The organism is Streptococcus mitis, assembly GCF_047460035.1.
Lineage (GTDB): Bacteria > Bacillota > Bacilli > Lactobacillales > Streptococcaceae > Streptococcus > Streptococcus mitis_DW.
This window is the reverse complement of the sequence record NZ_JASHHB010000002.1, coordinates 105,086-122,320: the sequence shown is the minus strand read 5'-3', so window position 1 is coordinate 122,320 and position 17,235 is coordinate 105,086. Positions and strand designations below refer to the sequence as shown.

Sequence of the window (17,235 nt, the reverse complement as noted above, 5' to 3'; positions counted from 1 at the left end):
ACAAATGAAAAAAATATTAATTGTAGATGATGAGAAACCAATCTCGGATATTATCAAGTTTAATATGACCAAGGAAGGTTACGAGGTTGTAACTGCTTTTAACGGTCGTGAAGCGCTAGAGCAATTTGAAGCAGAGCAACCAGATATTATTATTCTGGATTTGATGCTTCCCGAAATTGATGGCTTAGAAGTTGCTAAGACTATTCGCAAGACTAGTAGTGTGCCTATTATCATGCTTTCAGCTAAGGATAGCGAATTTGATAAGGTTATCGGTTTAGAGCTTGGTGCAGATGACTATGTAACCAAACCCTTCTCAAATCGTGAGTTGCAGGCGCGTGTCAAAGCCCTTCTTCGTCGCACGGACTTGGTTTCTGTAGATAATCAAGAATCAGATGAAAAGAAAACCCAACCCTTGCAAATTGGGGACTTGGAGATTGTACCAGATGCTTATGTAGCTAAAAAATACGGTGAAGAACTAGATTTAACTCATCGTGAATTTGAGCTTTTGTATCACTTGGCTTCTCATATCGGTCAAGTAATTACGCGAGAACACTTACTTGAAACGGTCTGGGGTTACGATTATTTCGGAGATGTTCGAACAGTTGACGTAACTATCAGACGTTTGCGTGAGAAGATTGAAGATACACCAAGTCGTCCAGAGTATATCCTAACACGTCGCGGTGTTGGTTATTATATGAGAAATAATGATTGAATTTATTAGAAAAAATATTCTTACTAGTGATTTTATCTTCATTTTAATTTTATTGGGTTTTATCTTGATTGTTACCTTGCTTTTGCTAGAAAATCGGCGAGATAATATTCGGTTGAAGCAAATTAATCAAAAGGTGAAAGACCTGATTGCAGGAGACTATTCTCAGGTATTGGATATGCAGGGAAGCTCTGAAATCACTAATATTACCAATAATCTCAATGATTTATCAGAAGTAATCCGTTTGACTCAAGAAAATCTGGAACAAGAGAGTAAACGATTACATAGTATCCTCTCTTATATGACGGACGGAGTCCTTGCGACCAATCGTCGTGGCAAGATTACCATGATTAATGACATGGCTAAGAAACAGTTAGGTGTTCAGAAAGAAGATGTTCTAAACAAAAGTATTCTAGAATTGCTTGAGATTGAAGATGAGTATGAACTTCGTGATTTGATTACCCAAGTTCCTGAGCTTATGATTGATTCTCAGGATGCCAATGGTGAATATCTGAGCCTTCGTGTACGTTTTGCCTTGGTTCGTCGAGAGTCTGGCTTTATCTCAGGTTTGGTTGCAGTTTTGCATGATACAACTGAGCAGGAGAAGGAAGAGCGCGAGCGGAGACTCTTTGTTTCCAACGTTAGTCATGAGTTACGGACGCCTCTGACTAGTGTAAAATCCTATCTTGAAGCTTTGGATGAGGGTGCCTTGTCAGAACCGGTCGCACCGGACTTTATCAAGGTATCTCTAGATGAAACCAATCGTATGATGCGTATGGTAACGGATCTTCTTCATCTTTCACGTATTGATAATGCGACCAGTCACCTGGATGTGGAATTAATCAATTTCACTGCCTTTATAACCTTTATCCTCAACCGTTTTGATCAGATAAGAGGGCAGGACGAAGAGAAGAAATATGAACTGGTGAGAGATTATCCAATTACCTCAGTCTGGATAGAGATAGATACAGACAAGATGACACAGGTCATTGATAATATTCTTAACAATGCCATCAAGTATTCACCAGATGGTGGGAAAATCACAGTGACCATGAAGACGACTGATGATCAGATGATTTTATCCATCTCAGACCAAGGTTTGGGTATTCCTAAGCAGGATTTACCACGCATCTTTGACCGTTTTTACCGTGTGGATCGTGCTAGAAGTCGTGCCCAGGGTGGGACAGGTCTGGGACTGTCTATTGCTAAGGAAATTATCAAACAGCATAATGGCTTTATTTGGGCCAAGAGTGAATACGGTAAGGGATCAACTTTCACAATTGTGCTCCCTTATGATAAGGATGCAGTGAAGGAAGAAGTATGGGAGGACGAAATAGAAGACCAGAATGAGTGAAACAGGCTTTAAATACAGTATTTTAGCGTCGGGCTCCAGTGGAAATTCCTTTTATCTGGAAACCCCAAAAAAGAAACTTTTAGTGGATGCAGGCTTGTCGGGCAAGAAAATTACCAGCTTACTTGCTGAAATAAATCGCAAACCAGAGGACTTGGATGCCATCTTGATTACGCATGAGCATTCTGACCATATTCATGGAGTGGGTGTTTTGGCTCGCAAGTATGGTATGGATTTGTACGCCAATGAAAAGACCTGGCAGGCTATGGAAAATAGCAAGTATCTTGGCAAGGTGGATGCCTCGCAAAAGCATATTTTTGAAATGGGCAAAACCAAAACATTTGGAGATATTGATATTGAGAGTTTTGGTGTTAGCCATGATGCGGTCGCACCGCAGTTCTATCGCTTTATGAAGGATGACAAGAGTTTTGTCCTTTTGACAGATACAGGTTATGTTAGTGACCGTATGGCAGGAATTGTCGAGAATGCAGATGGCTATCTTATCGAGTCCAACCATGATGTAGAGATTTTGCGAGCAGGTTCTTACGCTTGGCGACTCAAACAACGAATCCTATCGGATCTGGGTCACCTTTCTAACGAGGACGGTGCTGAAGCTATGATTCGGACGCTAGGAAATCGCACTAAGAAAATCTATCTTGGTCACTTGTCTAAGGAAAACAATATCAAGGAACTGGCTCACATGACCATGGTCAATCAGCTGGCGCAAGCTGATTTGGGAGTTGGAATAGACTTTAAAGTATATGATACTTCACCAGATACAGCAACACCATTGACAGATATATAGAGAGAACGCTAAGAAGGTGTTCTTTTTATATTGACTGAACACCTAAAAAGTAATACAATGGTGTTACTATTAAAAAAGGGAGTGCAAAAGATGACTACTATTACATTAAAAGTTTCTGAAGCTGATAAAACATTTATGAAAGCAATGGCTAAGTTTGAAGGAGTTTCCCTGTCGGAACTTATCCGCACCAAAACTCTTGAAGCTCTAGAAGATGAATACGATGCTCGTGTGGCAGATTTAGCCTATCAAGAGTATTTAGAAGACTTGGAAAAAGGAGTTGAACCCATTACTTGGGAAGAAATGATGCATGATTTAGGCTTGGAGGATGAATAATTTGTATAAATTAGTTCCAACAAGACGTTTCATCAAGCAATTGAAAAAATTGGATCGTTATACGCAGAAGCTAATTACAAACTATTTACAAACCAATGTTTTGGAAGACCCGAGACGACACGGAAAGGCTTTGGTTGGTAATCGCGTTGGTCAATGGCGCTATAGAATTGGTAATTATCGAGTTATCGTACAAATTGTAGATGATGAAGTAGTCATTGCTACTTTAGAAGTTGGTCATCGGAGAGATATTTATTGAATTACTTTTTTCCAAGTAAATTTTCATTCTTTAAAATATGATATAATAGGGCTTACAATATAAGAGAGGTTGCTTATGACAATAGATATTAGTGAAGAAAGTTTATCTAAAGAATCGGCTGACTTATTAAAAATTCTTTTAAAAGATCGAACGATAAAGAAATCAATTGTTTGGGCGACGCATTCTTATGAATTGTTAGGGAAGGGATTTGCTCCAAGTGATCGTATCAATCCAAGTAAGGTGACGGGAACCTATGCAAACTTGATTCAACCCAGATCAGAAAAGTCTAAGTATGAGCAAAAAGACCGAACTAAGATTAGAGCCGAAGTTTTTACGCCAACTTGGTTAGTTGAAAAGCAAAATGGTTACGTTGAAGCTGAACTTGAAACTCTGAATCTTGAAGATTATATCCAAGTGCGCTGGCTAGAAATTACCTGTGGTGAAGCACCTTATATGGTTACTCGCTATGATACAGTGACTGGTGAGGAGATTCCATTATCTGAGCGAGTTGGTTTTGTTGATAGAAAATTGCAGCGCATTAGTCGTGAAGTCTTAGATGAAGCCACCTTCTATGAACTTGTAAAAAAAGCTTATCGAGCTTCTTATGGCTATGAGTATCAAGGAGATTCTCTGCTTTTGGCGCGTGAAAATCTTTTAGCAACATTTGAGGACTACTATCTTGCAAAGACTGGAAATCAACCGACCTTAGAGCAGAAGAAAGAGATTGCAACCATCATCTCTTACAATGTCTTTCAGATGGATGGACTGAAAAAAAACAGTCCTTATTCAGCTAGCCAAGGGCAATCTCAACAACTAAGCTTGTTTACAGATGAGCTAGAAATTCAAGAAGTAGAAGAATCACAAACCCAAATCAAAGACTGGAAAAAGAATAGAATGATAGGTTTTGAGTGCCTATCTAGCGAGGAAAGTGAAATGAAATTTGATGTCGTGATAGGAAATCCGCCTTATCAGGAGGAGGCACAGGGAACAAGTACAAGTGATGACCCAGTATATCATTTGTTTATTGATGAAGCGAGTAAAATTTCAGATAAATCAATCTTAATTACACCAGCAAGATTTTTATTCAATGCTGGAAAAACACCGAAATCATGGAATAAAAAAATTCTTAGTAGCAAAAATTATAAGGTGTGTTATTATAAACAAAATAGTTCAGAAGTTTTTGTTGGAACTGATATAAAGGGTGGTGTAGCAATTACCTATTATGATGCTCAAAAAATGCAAGGACCTATAGGTACATTTACTCATTTTAAAGAACTTAATAGTATATTAAAAAAAGTTGAGAATAATTTTGACTTTAGATCAATAATGGAAATAATTTATACACAGTCAAAATTTGATTTGGAAAAACTCTATAAAGACTATCCTAATTATAAAAGTTTAATAGGCAGTAATGGTAAAGATAAGAGACTAAGAAAACCAATTCTAGGAAGACTTGATATTTTTTCTGAAGAAGAAACAGAGGATTGTTTTAAAATTTTAGGCAGATTAAACAATGAAAGAGTTTATCGATATATTCCCCAAAAATATATAGCTCCACATGAAAATCTTTTGAAATATAAAGTTCTAGTACCTGCTGCTAACGGCAGTGGGGCGATTGGGGAAGTCCTATCGACCCCACTCGTGGGTACCCCACTCGTGGGTTTCACAGATACTTTTATCTCTTTTGGTGCATTTAATACTGAAAATGAAGCTAAAGCTATGTTGAAATACATAAAGTCTAAATTTGCTCGAGCTATGTTAGGTATTTTAAAAATTACCCAAGATAATACTAAAGATAAATGGAAATATGTCCCCCTCCAAGACTTTACGGTCAATTCGGACATTGATTGGACACAATCAGTTGCTGATATTGACCGCCAGCTCTATCAAAAATATGACCTTTCTCCTGAGGAAATTGCCTTTATTGAGACTCATGTACGGGAGATGGATTGATGGTAGAAATTAAAACCTCAAAAGAGATTCATCCTAAAATCTATGCCTACACCACACCGACAGTAACTAGCAATGAGGGATGGATTAAGATTGGTTATACAGAACGGGATGTCACGCAACGAATTAAAGAACAAACGCATACTGCTCATATAGATACAGATGTCTTATGGACTGGGGATGCCGCCTATACAGAAGAACCTGATAAGGGAAAGACTTTTAAGGACCATGATTTCCACCATTTCCTTTCTTTCCATGATGTGGAACGTCGTCCTAAGACGGAATGGTTCTATTTTAATGGAACTCCTGAAAAATCTAAAAATCTCTTCGATAAGTTTGTTCAGCATGATTTGTCAGGGTATCAGCCCGGCCAAGGACAGGACTATAATCTTCGACAAGAGCAAGAAGAAGCAGTTTCTAAGACCTTAGCTTATTTCAAGAATCATCTAGGAGGTAAGTTCCTTTGGAATGCCAAGCCACGCTTTGGTAAAACCTTGTCTACCTATGATCTAGTTCGTCGAATGGATGCTGTCAATGTCCTGATTGTAAGAAACAGACCTGCCATTGCCAACTCATGGTATGATGATTTTGAAAAATTCATAGCAGGTCAAACGACTTACAAGTTTGTTTCTGAATCGGATAGCCTTAAAAGTCGTCCAACCTTGTCACGAAAAGAATTTGTTGGTATTTTAGATGACGATGTAAGACAACTTGCTTTTATCAGTCTCCAAGACTTGAAAGGCTCTGCTTATCTAGGTGGAGAGCACAATAAACTTAAATGGGTAACTGATCTACATTGGGATTTGTTGGTTATCGATGAGGCTCATGAAGGAGTTGATACCTTCAAGACAGACCAGGCTTTTAATAAGATTCGACGGAATTTCACTCTGCATTTGTCAGGTACACCATTTAAGGCATTGGCCAAAGGAGATTTTACAGAGGATCAAATCTACAACTGGTCTTATGCGGATGAACAGTCTGCCAAATCGACATGGTCTCCTGAGCAAGAAGAGGAAAATCCATATGAAACCTTACCTCAGTTAAATCTCTTTACCTATCAAATGTCTCAGATGATTGGTGAGGAGTTAGAAAAAGGTGCTCAACTCGATGGAGAGAACATCGACTATGCTTTTGACTTGAGTGAGTTCTTCGCAACAGATGATAAAGGTAAATTTATCCATGAGCAAGATGTCAAAAATTGGTTAGATACTCTGTCAAGCAATGAAAAGTATCCATTTTCAACCAAAGAACTTCGAAATGAACTAAAGCATACTTTTTGGCTTTTAGAACGTGTAGCCTCAGCTAAGGCTTTAAAAGCACTACTAGAAGAACACCCCATCTATGAAAACTATGAAATTGTTCTAGCTGCTGGAGATGGACGTATGTCCGAAGAAGACGATAAAGTCAAACTCAAATCCTTAGATTTGGTTAGAAAAGCGATAGCAGATAATGATAAAACTATTACCCTATCCGTGGGTCAGTTGACGACAGGGGTCACCATACCTGAATGGACAGGTGTATTGATGTTATCAAACTTGAAATCACCTGCCCTTTATATGCAAGCCGCCTTCCGTGCTCAAAATCCTTACTCATGGAGTGATAGCAAAGGAAATCACTTCCGCAAAGAAAGAGCCTATGTATTTGACTTTGCGCCAGAAAGAACCTTGATTCTCTTTGATGAGTTTGCGAATAACTTATCACTTGCAACTGCAGGAGGTGGGGGGACTTCTGCAACTCGTGAAGAAAATATCAGAGAATTACTAAATTTCTTTCCTGTGATAGCTGAAGATCGTGCTGGTAAGATGGTTGAAATTGATGCCAAGGCAGTTCTAACTATTCCTCGCCAGATAAAAGCTAGAGAAGTTCTTAAACGAGGCTTTATGTCCAATCTCTTATTTGATAATATCAGCGGTATTTTCCAAGCTAGTCAAACCGTTCTAGATATTTTAAATGAGCTTCCAGTTGAAAAGGAAGGGAAGTTACAAACACCTTCTGATTTACTAGATTTTTCAGATGTTAAAGTGGATGATGAGGGCAATGCAGTGGTTGACCATGAAATCGTGATCAATCAACAAACGCGACTTTTTGGTGAAAAAATTTATGGACTTGGACAGTCTGTTGTTGAACTAGTCAAAAAAGATGAGGACAAAACTCAAAAACAACTAGTCAATGACTTGAGTAAGACAGTTTCTTCAGTGATTGTAGAAGATTTGAAAGGTGAATACAACCTAAAAACTCGAGAAACAGATCAAATCAAGAAGCAAATTACAGCAACATTTGAGAATGAAATTCGAAAAAACGATATCGAAAGAAAAATTTCTGAAGCTCATATCAGGGAAGAATTGCAACAACAAATCAAGGAAGCAGTTGATAAGGAGCAAAAGGATAAGATTCAAGAAGATTTTGATAAACGTTTAGAAGAAAACAATCTTATTCACAAGGAAAAACTAGAGCAAACACTTAAAAAAGAAGTGGAAAAAATGCCTGAGAAGTTTATTGAACAGGTTGAGATAAAACGTGTTGAGCATTTGAAACAATCAGCTCAAGATGAGATTCGTGACCATCTTCGTGGATTTGCACGAACCATCCCAAGTTTTATTATGGCTTATGGTGATCAAACTCTAACACTTGATAATTTTGATACCTTTGTTCCTGAGCATGTTTTCTTTGAAGTGACTGGTATTACGATTGATCAATTTCGTTATTTGAGAGATGGTGGACAAGATTTTGCAGGACATCTCTTTGATCGAGCAACATTTGATGAAGCAATCCAAGAATTTCTTCGTAAGAAAGAGGAATTGGCAGATTATTTTAAAGATCAAAAAGAAGATATCTTTGACTATATTCCACCGCAGAAAACTAACCAGATTTTCACTCCTAAACGAGTGGTGAAGAGAATGGTGGATGACCTTGAAAAAGAAAGTCCAGGTATCTTTGATGATCCATCTAAGACATTTATTGATTTGTACATGAAGTCAGGACTCTATATTGCTGAACTTGTTAAGCGACTATATAATAGCGAAGGTTTGAAAGATGCTTTTCCAAATTCTGAGGAACGCTTAAAACATATTTTGGAAAATCAAGTTTATGGATTTGCACCTTCAGAGATTATCTATAATATCTCGACTAATTTTATCTTTGGAAATCTCTCTCAAGATATCAGTAGAAAGAACTTTGTTCTAGAAGATACTATTCCTGCTGCTAAAGAAGGTAGGATTCAGGAGTTGGTTGATTCCTATTTTGAAAATAATTAAAAAGAAGGCGAATGCCTTCTTTTTATATTTTTTACAATCTAGCAAATTCTTTGATTTCTTGTGCTGACATTGAAGAGTCGCAACGGACATTGATTTGTCCATCTGCAATGTGAACGAAGCCTGGTACAGTTGGGATTCCGTAACGTGAGCGGAATGCTTGTAACTCATTGAGTTGGCTTGCTTCTTCACTGTTGATGAAGTAGATGTGAGCTTTAGTTTCAGCTACGACACCTGCCAATGTACCTGCAAATTTACGGCAGTAAGGGCAAGTTTTGCGACCGATAAAGAAGGTTGCAGTTTCTTTTTTATCAAGAGCTTCTTGCGCACGCGCAACTGTAGTGACTTCAAGGTCTTTGATATTATCTAAAAATTGTTCCATGAGATTACCTCGCTTTCATTGATAAGTCTAGTATGCCATAAAGTTTCTAAAATTGCTTAGATTTGATACGAAAAAAAGATGAGATTGGTTAGTCTCATCTTTTATAGGTCTTTATTTTACAAAAGCATTGATTTCTGCTTCAATGTTAGCAATCTTAGCTTGTGATTCTTCGTTGCTTTCCCCTACAACTGCAATGTAGAATTTGATTTTTGGTTCTGTACCTGAAGGGCGAACAGCAATCCATGAACCGTCAGCAAGTGTGTATTTCAACACATCACTTGGAGGGGTTGTCAAGTTTGTAACAGTACCGTCAGCAGCAGTAGCTGTTTGAGCTTTGAAGTCTTCTACGACAGTGATAGCTGTTGCGTTCCATTCTTTTGGAGCATTGTTACGGAATTTAGCCATAATCGCTTTGATTTGTTCAGCACCATCGACACCTGAAAGGGTAACAGAGATAGTTTTTTCTGCGTAGTAGCCGTACTCTTTGTAGATTTCTTCGATACCGTCTGCAAGTGTCAAACCACGTGAACGATAGTAGGCAGCAAGTTCAGCAACGACAAGAACGGCTTGGATAGCGTCTTTATCACGTACGAATGGTTTAATCAAGTAACCGAAGCTTTCTTCAAATCCCATCATGTAAGTGTGATTGTGTTTTTCTTCGAATTCTTGGATTTTTTCAGCGATAAATTTGAAACCTGTCAAAACGTTGAACATGGTTGCGCCGTAGCTTTCAGCAATCTTCGTTACCAAGTCAGTTGAAACGATAGATTTGCAGAGAGCGGCATTTTCAGGAAGAGTTCCAGCGTTTTTGTGGGCTTCCAAGATGTATTTAGCCATGATGGCACCGATTTGGTTACCTGAAAGGTTGAGGTAGCTACCATCTTTTTGAAGAACTTCAACACCAACACGGTCAGCATCAGGGTCAGTTGCGACAAGAACATCTGCACCAACTTGACGACCAAGTTCTTCAGCAAGGGCAAAGGCTGCTTGGCTTTCTGGGTTTGGAGATTTAACAGTTGAGAAGTCTGGGTCAGGAGTTGCTTGTGCTTCAACAACTTGAACAGAGTCAAATCCTGCTTGGGCAAGAGCACGACGAGCCAACATTTCACCAGTACCATGAAGTGGTGTGTAGACAATTTTCATGTCTTTACCGAATTCTTCAATCAAGGCTGGGTTGATGTTCACATCTTTGACTTCTTTGAGGTATTCTACATCGACAGCTTCGCCGATAACTTCAATCAAGCCAGAAGCTTTTTCAGCTTCGACATCAGCAACTTCAACTGCAAATGGGTTTTCGATTGCACGGATATATGTAGTCAAAGCGTCTGCATCGTGTGGAGGCATTTGTCCACCGTCTTCACCGTAAACTTTGTAACCGTTAAATGGTGCAGGATTGTGGCTAGCTGTGACCATGATACCTGCGAAACAGTTGAGGTGACGAACTGCAAATGATAGTTCTGGAGTTGGACGGAGGCTTTCAAATACGTAAGATTTGATGCCGTGTTTAGCAAGAACTGCCGCAGACTCAAAGGCAAACTCAGGTGAGAAGTGACGGCTATCGTAGGCGATTGCGACACCACGTTCTTTTTCGTTTCCACCTTTAGACTCAATCAAACGAGCCAATCCTTCAGTAGCTTGACGAACAACGTAGATGTTGATGCGGTTTGTACCAGCGCCAATCAAGCCACGCATACCTGCAGTACCAAATTCAAGATTTGTATAGAAGGCATCTTCCTTCGTTTTTTCATCCATATTTTCCAAATCTTGACGAAGGTAGTCAGGAAGCTCCGCAAAATCAACCCATTTCTGGTAATTTTCTTGGTAAGACATTAAAATTCTCCTTTTTATAAATTGTTTTAACCGTTCACATTATAGCACTTTTTAGCGTTTTAGTAAAACGGTAGCATAATTTTCATAAAAGTGGTGTCATATGTCGGTTTATCAAGTCTTGAATGCCTTAGGGAAACATGCTATACTACTTGTATGATTATTTTACAAGCTAATAAAATTGAACGTTCTTTTGCAGGAGAGGTTCTTTTTGATAATATCAACCTGCAGGTTGATGAACGTGATAGGATTGCCCTTGTTGGGAAAAATGGTGCAGGTAAGTCTACTCTTTTGAAGATTTTAATTGGAGAAGAGGAGCCAACTAGCGGAGAAATCAATAAGAAAAAAGATATTTCTCTATCTTACCTAGCCCAAGATAGCCGTTTTGAGTCTGAAAATACCATCTACGATGAGATGCTTCATGTCTTTGATGACCTGCGTCGGACTGAGAAACAACTGCGTCAGATGGAGTTGGAGATGGGTGAAAAGTCTGGTGAGGATTTGGATAAACTGATGTCAGATTACGACCGCTTATCTGAAAATTTTCGTCAGGCAGGTGGCTTTACCTATGAAGCTGATATACGAGCGATTTTAAATGGATTCAAGTTTGATGAGTCTATGTGGCAGATGAAAATAGCTGAACTTTCAGGTGGTCAAAATACTCGTTTGGCACTTGCCAAAATGCTTCTTGAAAAGCCCAATCTCTTGGTCTTGGACGAGCCAACTAACCACTTAGATATTGAAACTATAGCCTGGCTAGAGAATTACTTGGTAAATTATAGCGGTGCCCTCATTATTGTCAGCCACGACCGTTATTTCTTGGACAAGGTTGCGACGATTACGCTGGATTTAACCAAGCATTCCTTGGATCGTTATGTGGGCAATTACTCTCGTTTTGTTGAGCTGAAGGAGCAGAAGCTAGCTACTGAGGCAAAAAACTTTGAAAAGCAACAGAAGGAAATTGCTGCTCTGGAAGATTTTGTTAATCGTAATCTAGTCCGAGCCTCAACGACCAAACGTGCGCAATCTCGACGCAAACAACTGGAAAAAATGGAGCGTTTGGACAAACCTGAAGCTGGCAAGAAATCAGCCAACATGACCTTCCAGTCTGAGAAAACGTCGGGCAATATTGTCTTGACTGTTGAAAATGCGGCTATTGGCTATGATGGGGAAATATTGTCAGAGCCTATCAACCTAGACCTTCGTAAGATGAATGCTGTCGCTATCGTCGGTCCCAATGGTATTGGAAAATCAACCTTTATCAAATCTATCGTGGACCAGATTCCTTTTATCAAGGGAGAAAAACGCTTTGGGGCCAATGTTGAGGTGGGTTACTATGACCAAACCCAAAGCAAGCTAACAGCAAGTAATACTGTACTGGATGAACTCTGGAATGATTTTAAACTGACACCAGAAGTTGAAATCCGCAATCGTCTTGGTGCCTTCCTTTTCTCAGGAGATGATGTCAAAAAATCAGTTGGCATGCTGTCAGGTGGCGAAAAAGCTCGTTTGCTCTTGGCTAAACTGTCTATGGAGAACAATAATTTTCTGATTCTGGATGAGCCAACCAACCACTTGGATATTGATAGCAAGGAAGTGTTGGAAAATGCCTTGATTGACTTTGATGGAACCTTGCTTTTTGTCAGCCATGACCGTTACTTTATCAATCGTGTGGCAACTCATGTACTAGAATTATCTGAAAATGGCTCAACTCTCTATCTTGGAGATTACGACTACTATGTTGAGAAGAAAGCAGAAGTAGAAATGACTCAGACTGAGGGAGCTTCAACTAGCAATCAAGCAAAAGAAGTAAGTCCAGTTAATGACTATCAAGCTCAGAAAGAAAGTCAAAAAGAAGTTCGCAAACTTATGAGACAAATTGAAAGTCTAGAAACTGAAATCGAAGAGTTAGAAAGTCAAAGTCAAGCTATTTCTGAACAAATGTTGGAAACAAACGATGCAGGTAAACTCATGGAATTGCAGGCTGAGCTGGACAAAATCAGCCACCGTCAGGAAGAAGCTATGCTTGAGTGGGAAAAATTGTCAGAGCAGGTGTAAAGATGGAACATCTTGGAAAAGTATTTCGTGAATTTCGAACAAGTGGCAATTATTCTTTAAAGGAGGCGGCAGGAGAGTCCTGTTCAACTTCTCAATTATCTCGCTTTGAGCTTGGGGAGTCTGATCTGGCAGTCTCGCGTTTCTTTGAGATATTGGATAATATTCATGTAACAATCGAAAATTTCATGGATAAGGCAAGAAATTTTCATAATCATGAACATGTTGCCATGATGGGACAAATTGTACCTCTTTACTATTCAAATGATATTGCAGGTTTTCAAAGGCTTCAAGAAGAACAACTTGAAAAGGCTAAGCGTTCGACAAATCCCCTTTATTTTGAGCTGAACTGGATTTTGCTACAAGGTCTGATTTGTCAAAGAGATTCGAGTTATGAGATGAAGCAGGATGATTTGGATAAGGTAGCAGATTATCTCTTTAAAACGGAAGAATGGACCATGTATGAGTTGATTCTTTTCGGGAACCTCTATAGTTTCTACGATGTAGACTATGTCACTCGGATTGGTAGAGAAGTTATGGAGAGGGAAGAATTTTACCAAGAGATTGGGCGCCATAAGAGATTGGTTTTGATTTTGGCCCTTAATTGTTACCAGCATTGTTTAGAGCATGCTTCTTTTGATAATGCAAGCTATTTTGAGACTTATACAGAGAAGATTATTAGTAAAGGGATCAAACTGTATGAGCGTAATATTTTCCATTATCTAAAAGGCTTTGCCTTGTACCAAAAAGGACAGTGTACAGAAGGTTGTAGTCAGATGCAAGAGGCCATGCATATTTTTGATGTGTTAGGTCTTCCTGAACAAGTAGCCTACTATCAGGAACATTACGAAAAATTTGTCAAAGATTAATTTTCCCAAATAAGGGAAAAAATAAAAAGCTCCTTTCGGTTTTGATACAATAGTTTCAAAATTTGAGAGGAGTTTTTATATGAATCGCTATGCAGTACAGTTGATTAGCCGTGGAGCTGTTAACAAGATAGGGAATATGCTCTATGATTATGGAAATAGTGTCTGGTTGGCTTCCATGGGGACTATCGGACAGACTGTTTTAGGAATGTATCAGATTTCTGAGCTCGTCACATCCATTCTGATCAATCCCTTTGGTGGAGTTATTTCAGACCGATTTTCTCGTCGTAAGATTTTAATGGCGGCAGACCTTGTTTGTGGAATTCTTTGTTTGGCTATTTCTTTTATAAGGAATGACAGCTGGATGATTGGAGCTTTGATTGTTGCTAATATTGTGCAGGCTATTGCTTTTGCTTTTTCTAGACCGGCAAATAAGGCCATTATTACAGAATTGGTAGAGAAGGATGAACTGGTTCTCTACAATTCTCGTTTGGAGTTGGTCTTGCAGGTTGTCAGTGTGAGTTCTCCTGTATTTTCTTTTCTGGTTTTACAATTCGCAAGTCTCCATCTGACGCTCTTACTAGATGCTTTGACTTTTTTCATAGCATTTGTTCTAGTGGCCGTACTTCCAAAAGAAGAACCAATGGTTCAAGATAAGAAATCTTTTACTGGGAAAGATATTTTTGCGGATATCAAAGATGGCTTGCACTATATCTGGCATCAAAAAGAGATTTTCTTTCTCCTGTTAGTGGCTTCCAGCGTTAATTTCTTTTTTGCGGCTTTTGAGTTTTTGCTTCCTTTTTCAAATAAACTATATGGAGTAGAAGGAGCTTATGCGACTATCTTAACCATGGGTGCGATTGGCTCAATTATAGGAGCACTGATAGCAAATAAATTTAAATCAAGTATGAATACACTTTTGTTCTTATTGATTTTAACAGGAGTAGGAGTTTTCATGATGGGTTTGCCACTGCCCAATATTTTAACCTTTTCTGGAAACCTGATTTGTGAACTCTTTATGACGATTTTTAATATTCACTTCTTTACACAGGTACAGACCAAGATTGATGGAGAATATCTGGGTAGGGTATTGAGTACCATTTTTACACTGGCAATTCTCTTTATGCCGATTGCAAAAGGTTTGATGACCTTGCTTCCAAGTGTCCATCTTTATTCTTTCTTGATTATAGGGCTAGGAGTTGTTGCTTTATCTTTCTTAGCTCTAGGCTATGTACGAACTCATTTTAAAAAAGAGATATAAGTCTGTTTGAGTTTTAAAAATAATTCTAATCTAAGCGTTTTTTCCGCCCTTCTCGTTTGTGAGAAGGGCTTAATTTATGGTAAAATAGTTTTATGAATAAAAGAATGAATGAGTTGGTCGCCTTGCTCAATCGCTATGCGACTGAGTACTATACCAGCGATAATCCCTCGGTTTCAGACAGTGAGTATGATCGCCTTTACCGAGAGTTGGTCGAGTTAGAAACTGCCTATCCAGATCAAGTGCTAGCAGACAGTCCTACCCATCGTGTTGGTGGCAAGGTTTTAGATGGTTTTGAAAAATACAGTCATCAGTATCCTCTTTATAGTTTGCAGGATGCTTTTTCACGTGAGGAGCTTGAAGCTTTTGATGCGCGTGTTCGTAAGGAAGTGGCTCATCCGACCTATATTTGTGAGCTGAAAATCGATGGTTTGTCTATCTCGCTGACTTATGAAAAGGGGATTTTAGTTGTTGGTGCAACACGTGGAGACGGTTCTGTTGGGGAGAATATAACAGAAAATCTTAAGCGTGTTAAGGACATTCCTTTGACCTTGCCAGAAGAACTAGATATCACAGTTCGTGGGGAATGTTACATGCCACGCGCTTCTTTTGACCAGGTTAACCAAGCTCGCCAAGAAAATGGAGAGCCTGAATTTGCCAATCCTCGTAATGCGGCAGCAGGCACCCTGCGACAGTTGGATACAGCAGTAGTTGCCAAGCGCAATCTTGCCACTTTCCTCTATCAAGAAGCCAGCCCTTCAACTCGTGATAGCCAAGAAAAGGTTTTGAAGCACCTTGAACAACTTGGTTTTGTAGTTAATCCTAAGCGAATTCTGGCTGAAAGAATGGATGAGATTTGGAATTTTATCCAAGAAGTAGGACAAGAACGAGACAATCTGCCTTATGATATCGATGGGGTGGTGATTAAGGTCAATGACCTAGCAGGTCAAGAAGAACTTGGCTTTACCGTTAAGGCTCCAAAGTGGGCTGTAGCCTACAAGTTTCCTGCTGAGGAAAAAGAAGCCCAGCTTTTATCAGTTGACTGGACAGTTGGCCGTACAGGTGTTGTAACTCCAACTGCAAATTTGACACCTGTTCAGCTTGCTGGTACGACTGTTAGCCGTGCGACTCTGCACAATGTGGATTATATTGCTGAAAAAGATATCCGCAAAGACGATACGGTCATTGTCTATAAGGCCGGGGACATCATCCCTGCTGTTTTACGTGTGGTAGAGTCCAAACGGATTTCTGAAGAGAAACTAGATATTCCAACAAACTGCCCAAGTTGTGATTCTGACTTATTACATTTTGAAGATGAAGTGGCTCTGCGTTGTATCAATCCTCGCTGTCCTGCCCAAATTATGGAAGGCTTGATTCACTTTGCCTCTCGAGATGCCATGAATATTACAGGACTTGGTCCATCTATTGTTGAAAAGCTTTTCGCTGCTAATTTAGTAAAGGATGTGGCGGATATTTACCGTTTGCAAGAAGAAGATTTCCTCCTTTTAGAGGGGGTCAAGGAAAAGTCTGCTTCTAAACTGTATCAGGCCATCCAAGCATCTAAGGAAAATTCTGCCGAGAAGCTCTTGTTTGGTTTGGGAATTCGCCATGTCGGAAGCAAGGCAAGTCAGCTCTTGCTCCAACATTTCCATTCAATTGAAAATCTGGCTCAGGCAGATCCAGAGGAAGTGGCTAGTATTGAAAGTTTAGGTGGCGTGATTGCCAAGAGTCTTCAGACATATTTTGCGACAGAAGGTTCTGAAATTCTCCTCAGAGAATTGAAAGAAGCTGGGGTCAATCTGGATTATAAGGGACAGCCGGTAGTGGCAGATGCGGCCTTGTCAGGTTTGACCGTTGTGTTGACTGGGAAATTGGAACGGCTCAAGCGCTCAGAAGCTAAAAGTAAACTCGAAAGTCTGGGTGCCAAGGTAACAGGCAGTGTTTCTAAAAAGACTGACCTCGTCGTTGCAGGAGCAGAAGCTGGAAGTAAACTTCAAAAGGCACAAGAACTTGGTATTGAGGTTCGAGACGAAGCTTGGCTCGAAAGTTTGTAAAGAATAGTAGAAGGATAGGTGTTAGATAGTCTGAAACTATCTCTCCTGAAGTGTTTTGACATGGATTGAGTCTATCTTGAGTCAGAAATTAAATCGCTGAATCTATCAGCACCACATAAAAAATTAAATTAAAATTAG

General features: G+C 39.3%; 13 protein-coding genes. 11 read left to right on the top strand and 2 right to left on the bottom strand.

Annotated elements, in window-relative coordinates:
• The first annotated feature begins 4 nt into the window (after nt 1-4).
• The 7 genes from yycF (at nt 5) to QM956_RS02360 (ending at nt 8,658) form a co-directional block, all read left to right on the top strand.
• Nucleotides 5-712, top strand: coding sequence for a response regulator YycF (yycF, locus tag QM956_RS02390; RefSeq protein ID WP_000722072.1), 708 nt, complete (start codon nt 5-7; stop codon nt 710-712).
• Nucleotides 705-2,063, top strand: a complete 1,359-nt coding sequence (gene vicK / locus QM956_RS02385) for a cell wall metabolism sensor histidine kinase VicK (RefSeq protein WP_414302174.1) — start codon at nt 705-707, stop codon at nt 2,061-2,063. Before yycF ends, vicK begins: the two co-directional genes overlap by 8 nt.
• On the top strand, nt 2,056-2,865 hold the full coding sequence (locus QM956_RS02380) for an MBL fold metallo-hydrolase (RefSeq protein WP_004254224.1): 810 nt from the start codon (nt 2,056-2,058) through the stop codon (nt 2,863-2,865). Before vicK ends, QM956_RS02380 begins: the two co-directional genes overlap by 8 nt.
• A gap of 90 nt (nt 2,866-2,955) precedes the next feature.
• The gene (gene relB, locus QM956_RS02375) at nt 2,956-3,198 is read left to right on the top strand and encodes a type II toxin-antitoxin system RelB family antitoxin (RefSeq protein WP_000208079.1); all 243 of its coding nucleotides are present in this window, start codon (nt 2,956-2,958) and stop codon (nt 3,196-3,198) included.
• A gap of 1 nt (nt 3,199) precedes the next feature.
• Nucleotides 3,200-3,454 carry a type II toxin-antitoxin system RelE family toxin gene (locus QM956_RS02370; RefSeq protein ID WP_191962389.1) on the top strand — a complete coding sequence of 85 codons (255 nt, stop codon included), beginning with the start codon at nt 3,200-3,202 and terminating at the stop codon, nt 3,452-3,454.
• Between the two features lie 75 nt (nt 3,455-3,529).
• Nucleotides 3,530-5,407 carry an Eco57I restriction-modification methylase domain-containing protein gene (locus QM956_RS02365; protein ID WP_414302173.1) on the top strand — a complete coding sequence of 626 codons (1,878 nt, stop codon included), beginning with the start codon at nt 3,530-3,532 and terminating at the stop codon, nt 5,405-5,407.
• Nucleotides 5,404-8,658 (top strand): DEAD/DEAH box helicase family protein, encoded by a 3,255-nt coding sequence (locus QM956_RS02360; RefSeq protein ID WP_414302172.1) that lies wholly within the window; start codon nt 5,404-5,406, stop codon nt 8,656-8,658. Before QM956_RS02365 ends, QM956_RS02360 begins: the two co-directional genes overlap by 4 nt.
• 31 nt (nt 8,659-8,689) lie before the next feature.
• On the opposite strand, the gene QM956_RS02355 is transcribed toward QM956_RS02360, so the two are convergent.
• Together QM956_RS02355 and QM956_RS02350 are read right to left on the bottom strand one after the other, a co-directional pair.
• Nucleotides 8,690-9,037, bottom strand: coding sequence for a DUF6568 family protein (locus QM956_RS02355; protein WP_150922419.1), 348 nt, complete (start codon nt 9,035-9,037; stop codon nt 8,690-8,692).
• Between the two features lie 111 nt (nt 9,038-9,148).
• Nucleotides 9,149-10,867: a phospho-sugar mutase gene (locus QM956_RS02350; RefSeq protein WP_227325820.1), complete on the bottom strand. Its 1,719-nt coding sequence runs from the start codon at nt 10,865-10,867 to the stop codon at nt 9,149-9,151.
• Nucleotides 10,868-11,020: 153 nt separating this feature from the next.
• Between QM956_RS02350 and QM956_RS02345 the strand changes: the two genes are divergently transcribed.
• The 4 genes from QM956_RS02345 to ligA all read left to right on the top strand — a co-directional run bounded on the left by QM956_RS02345 (nt 11,021) and on the right by ligA (nt 17,097).
• Complete coding sequence (locus QM956_RS02345) at nt 11,021-12,922, top strand: ABC-F family ATP-binding cassette domain-containing protein (RefSeq protein ID WP_414302171.1); 1,902 nt, start codon at nt 11,021-11,023, stop codon at nt 12,920-12,922.
• A gap of 2 nt (nt 12,923-12,924) precedes the next feature.
• Nucleotides 12,925-13,788, top strand: coding sequence for an Rgg family transcriptional regulator (locus QM956_RS02340; RefSeq protein WP_414302170.1), 864 nt, complete (start codon nt 12,925-12,927; stop codon nt 13,786-13,788).
• A 79-nt stretch (nt 13,789-13,867) separates the two neighbouring features.
• Complete coding sequence (locus QM956_RS02335; RefSeq protein WP_414302169.1) at nt 13,868-15,046, top strand: MFS transporter; 1,179 nt, start codon at nt 13,868-13,870, stop codon at nt 15,044-15,046.
• A 92-nt stretch (nt 15,047-15,138) separates the two neighbouring features.
• Entirely contained in the window at nt 15,139-17,097 is a 1,959-nt protein-coding gene (gene ligA, locus QM956_RS02330) for an NAD-dependent DNA ligase LigA (protein ID WP_414302168.1), read from the top strand.
• The last annotated feature ends 138 nt before the right edge of the window (nt 17,098-17,235 follow it).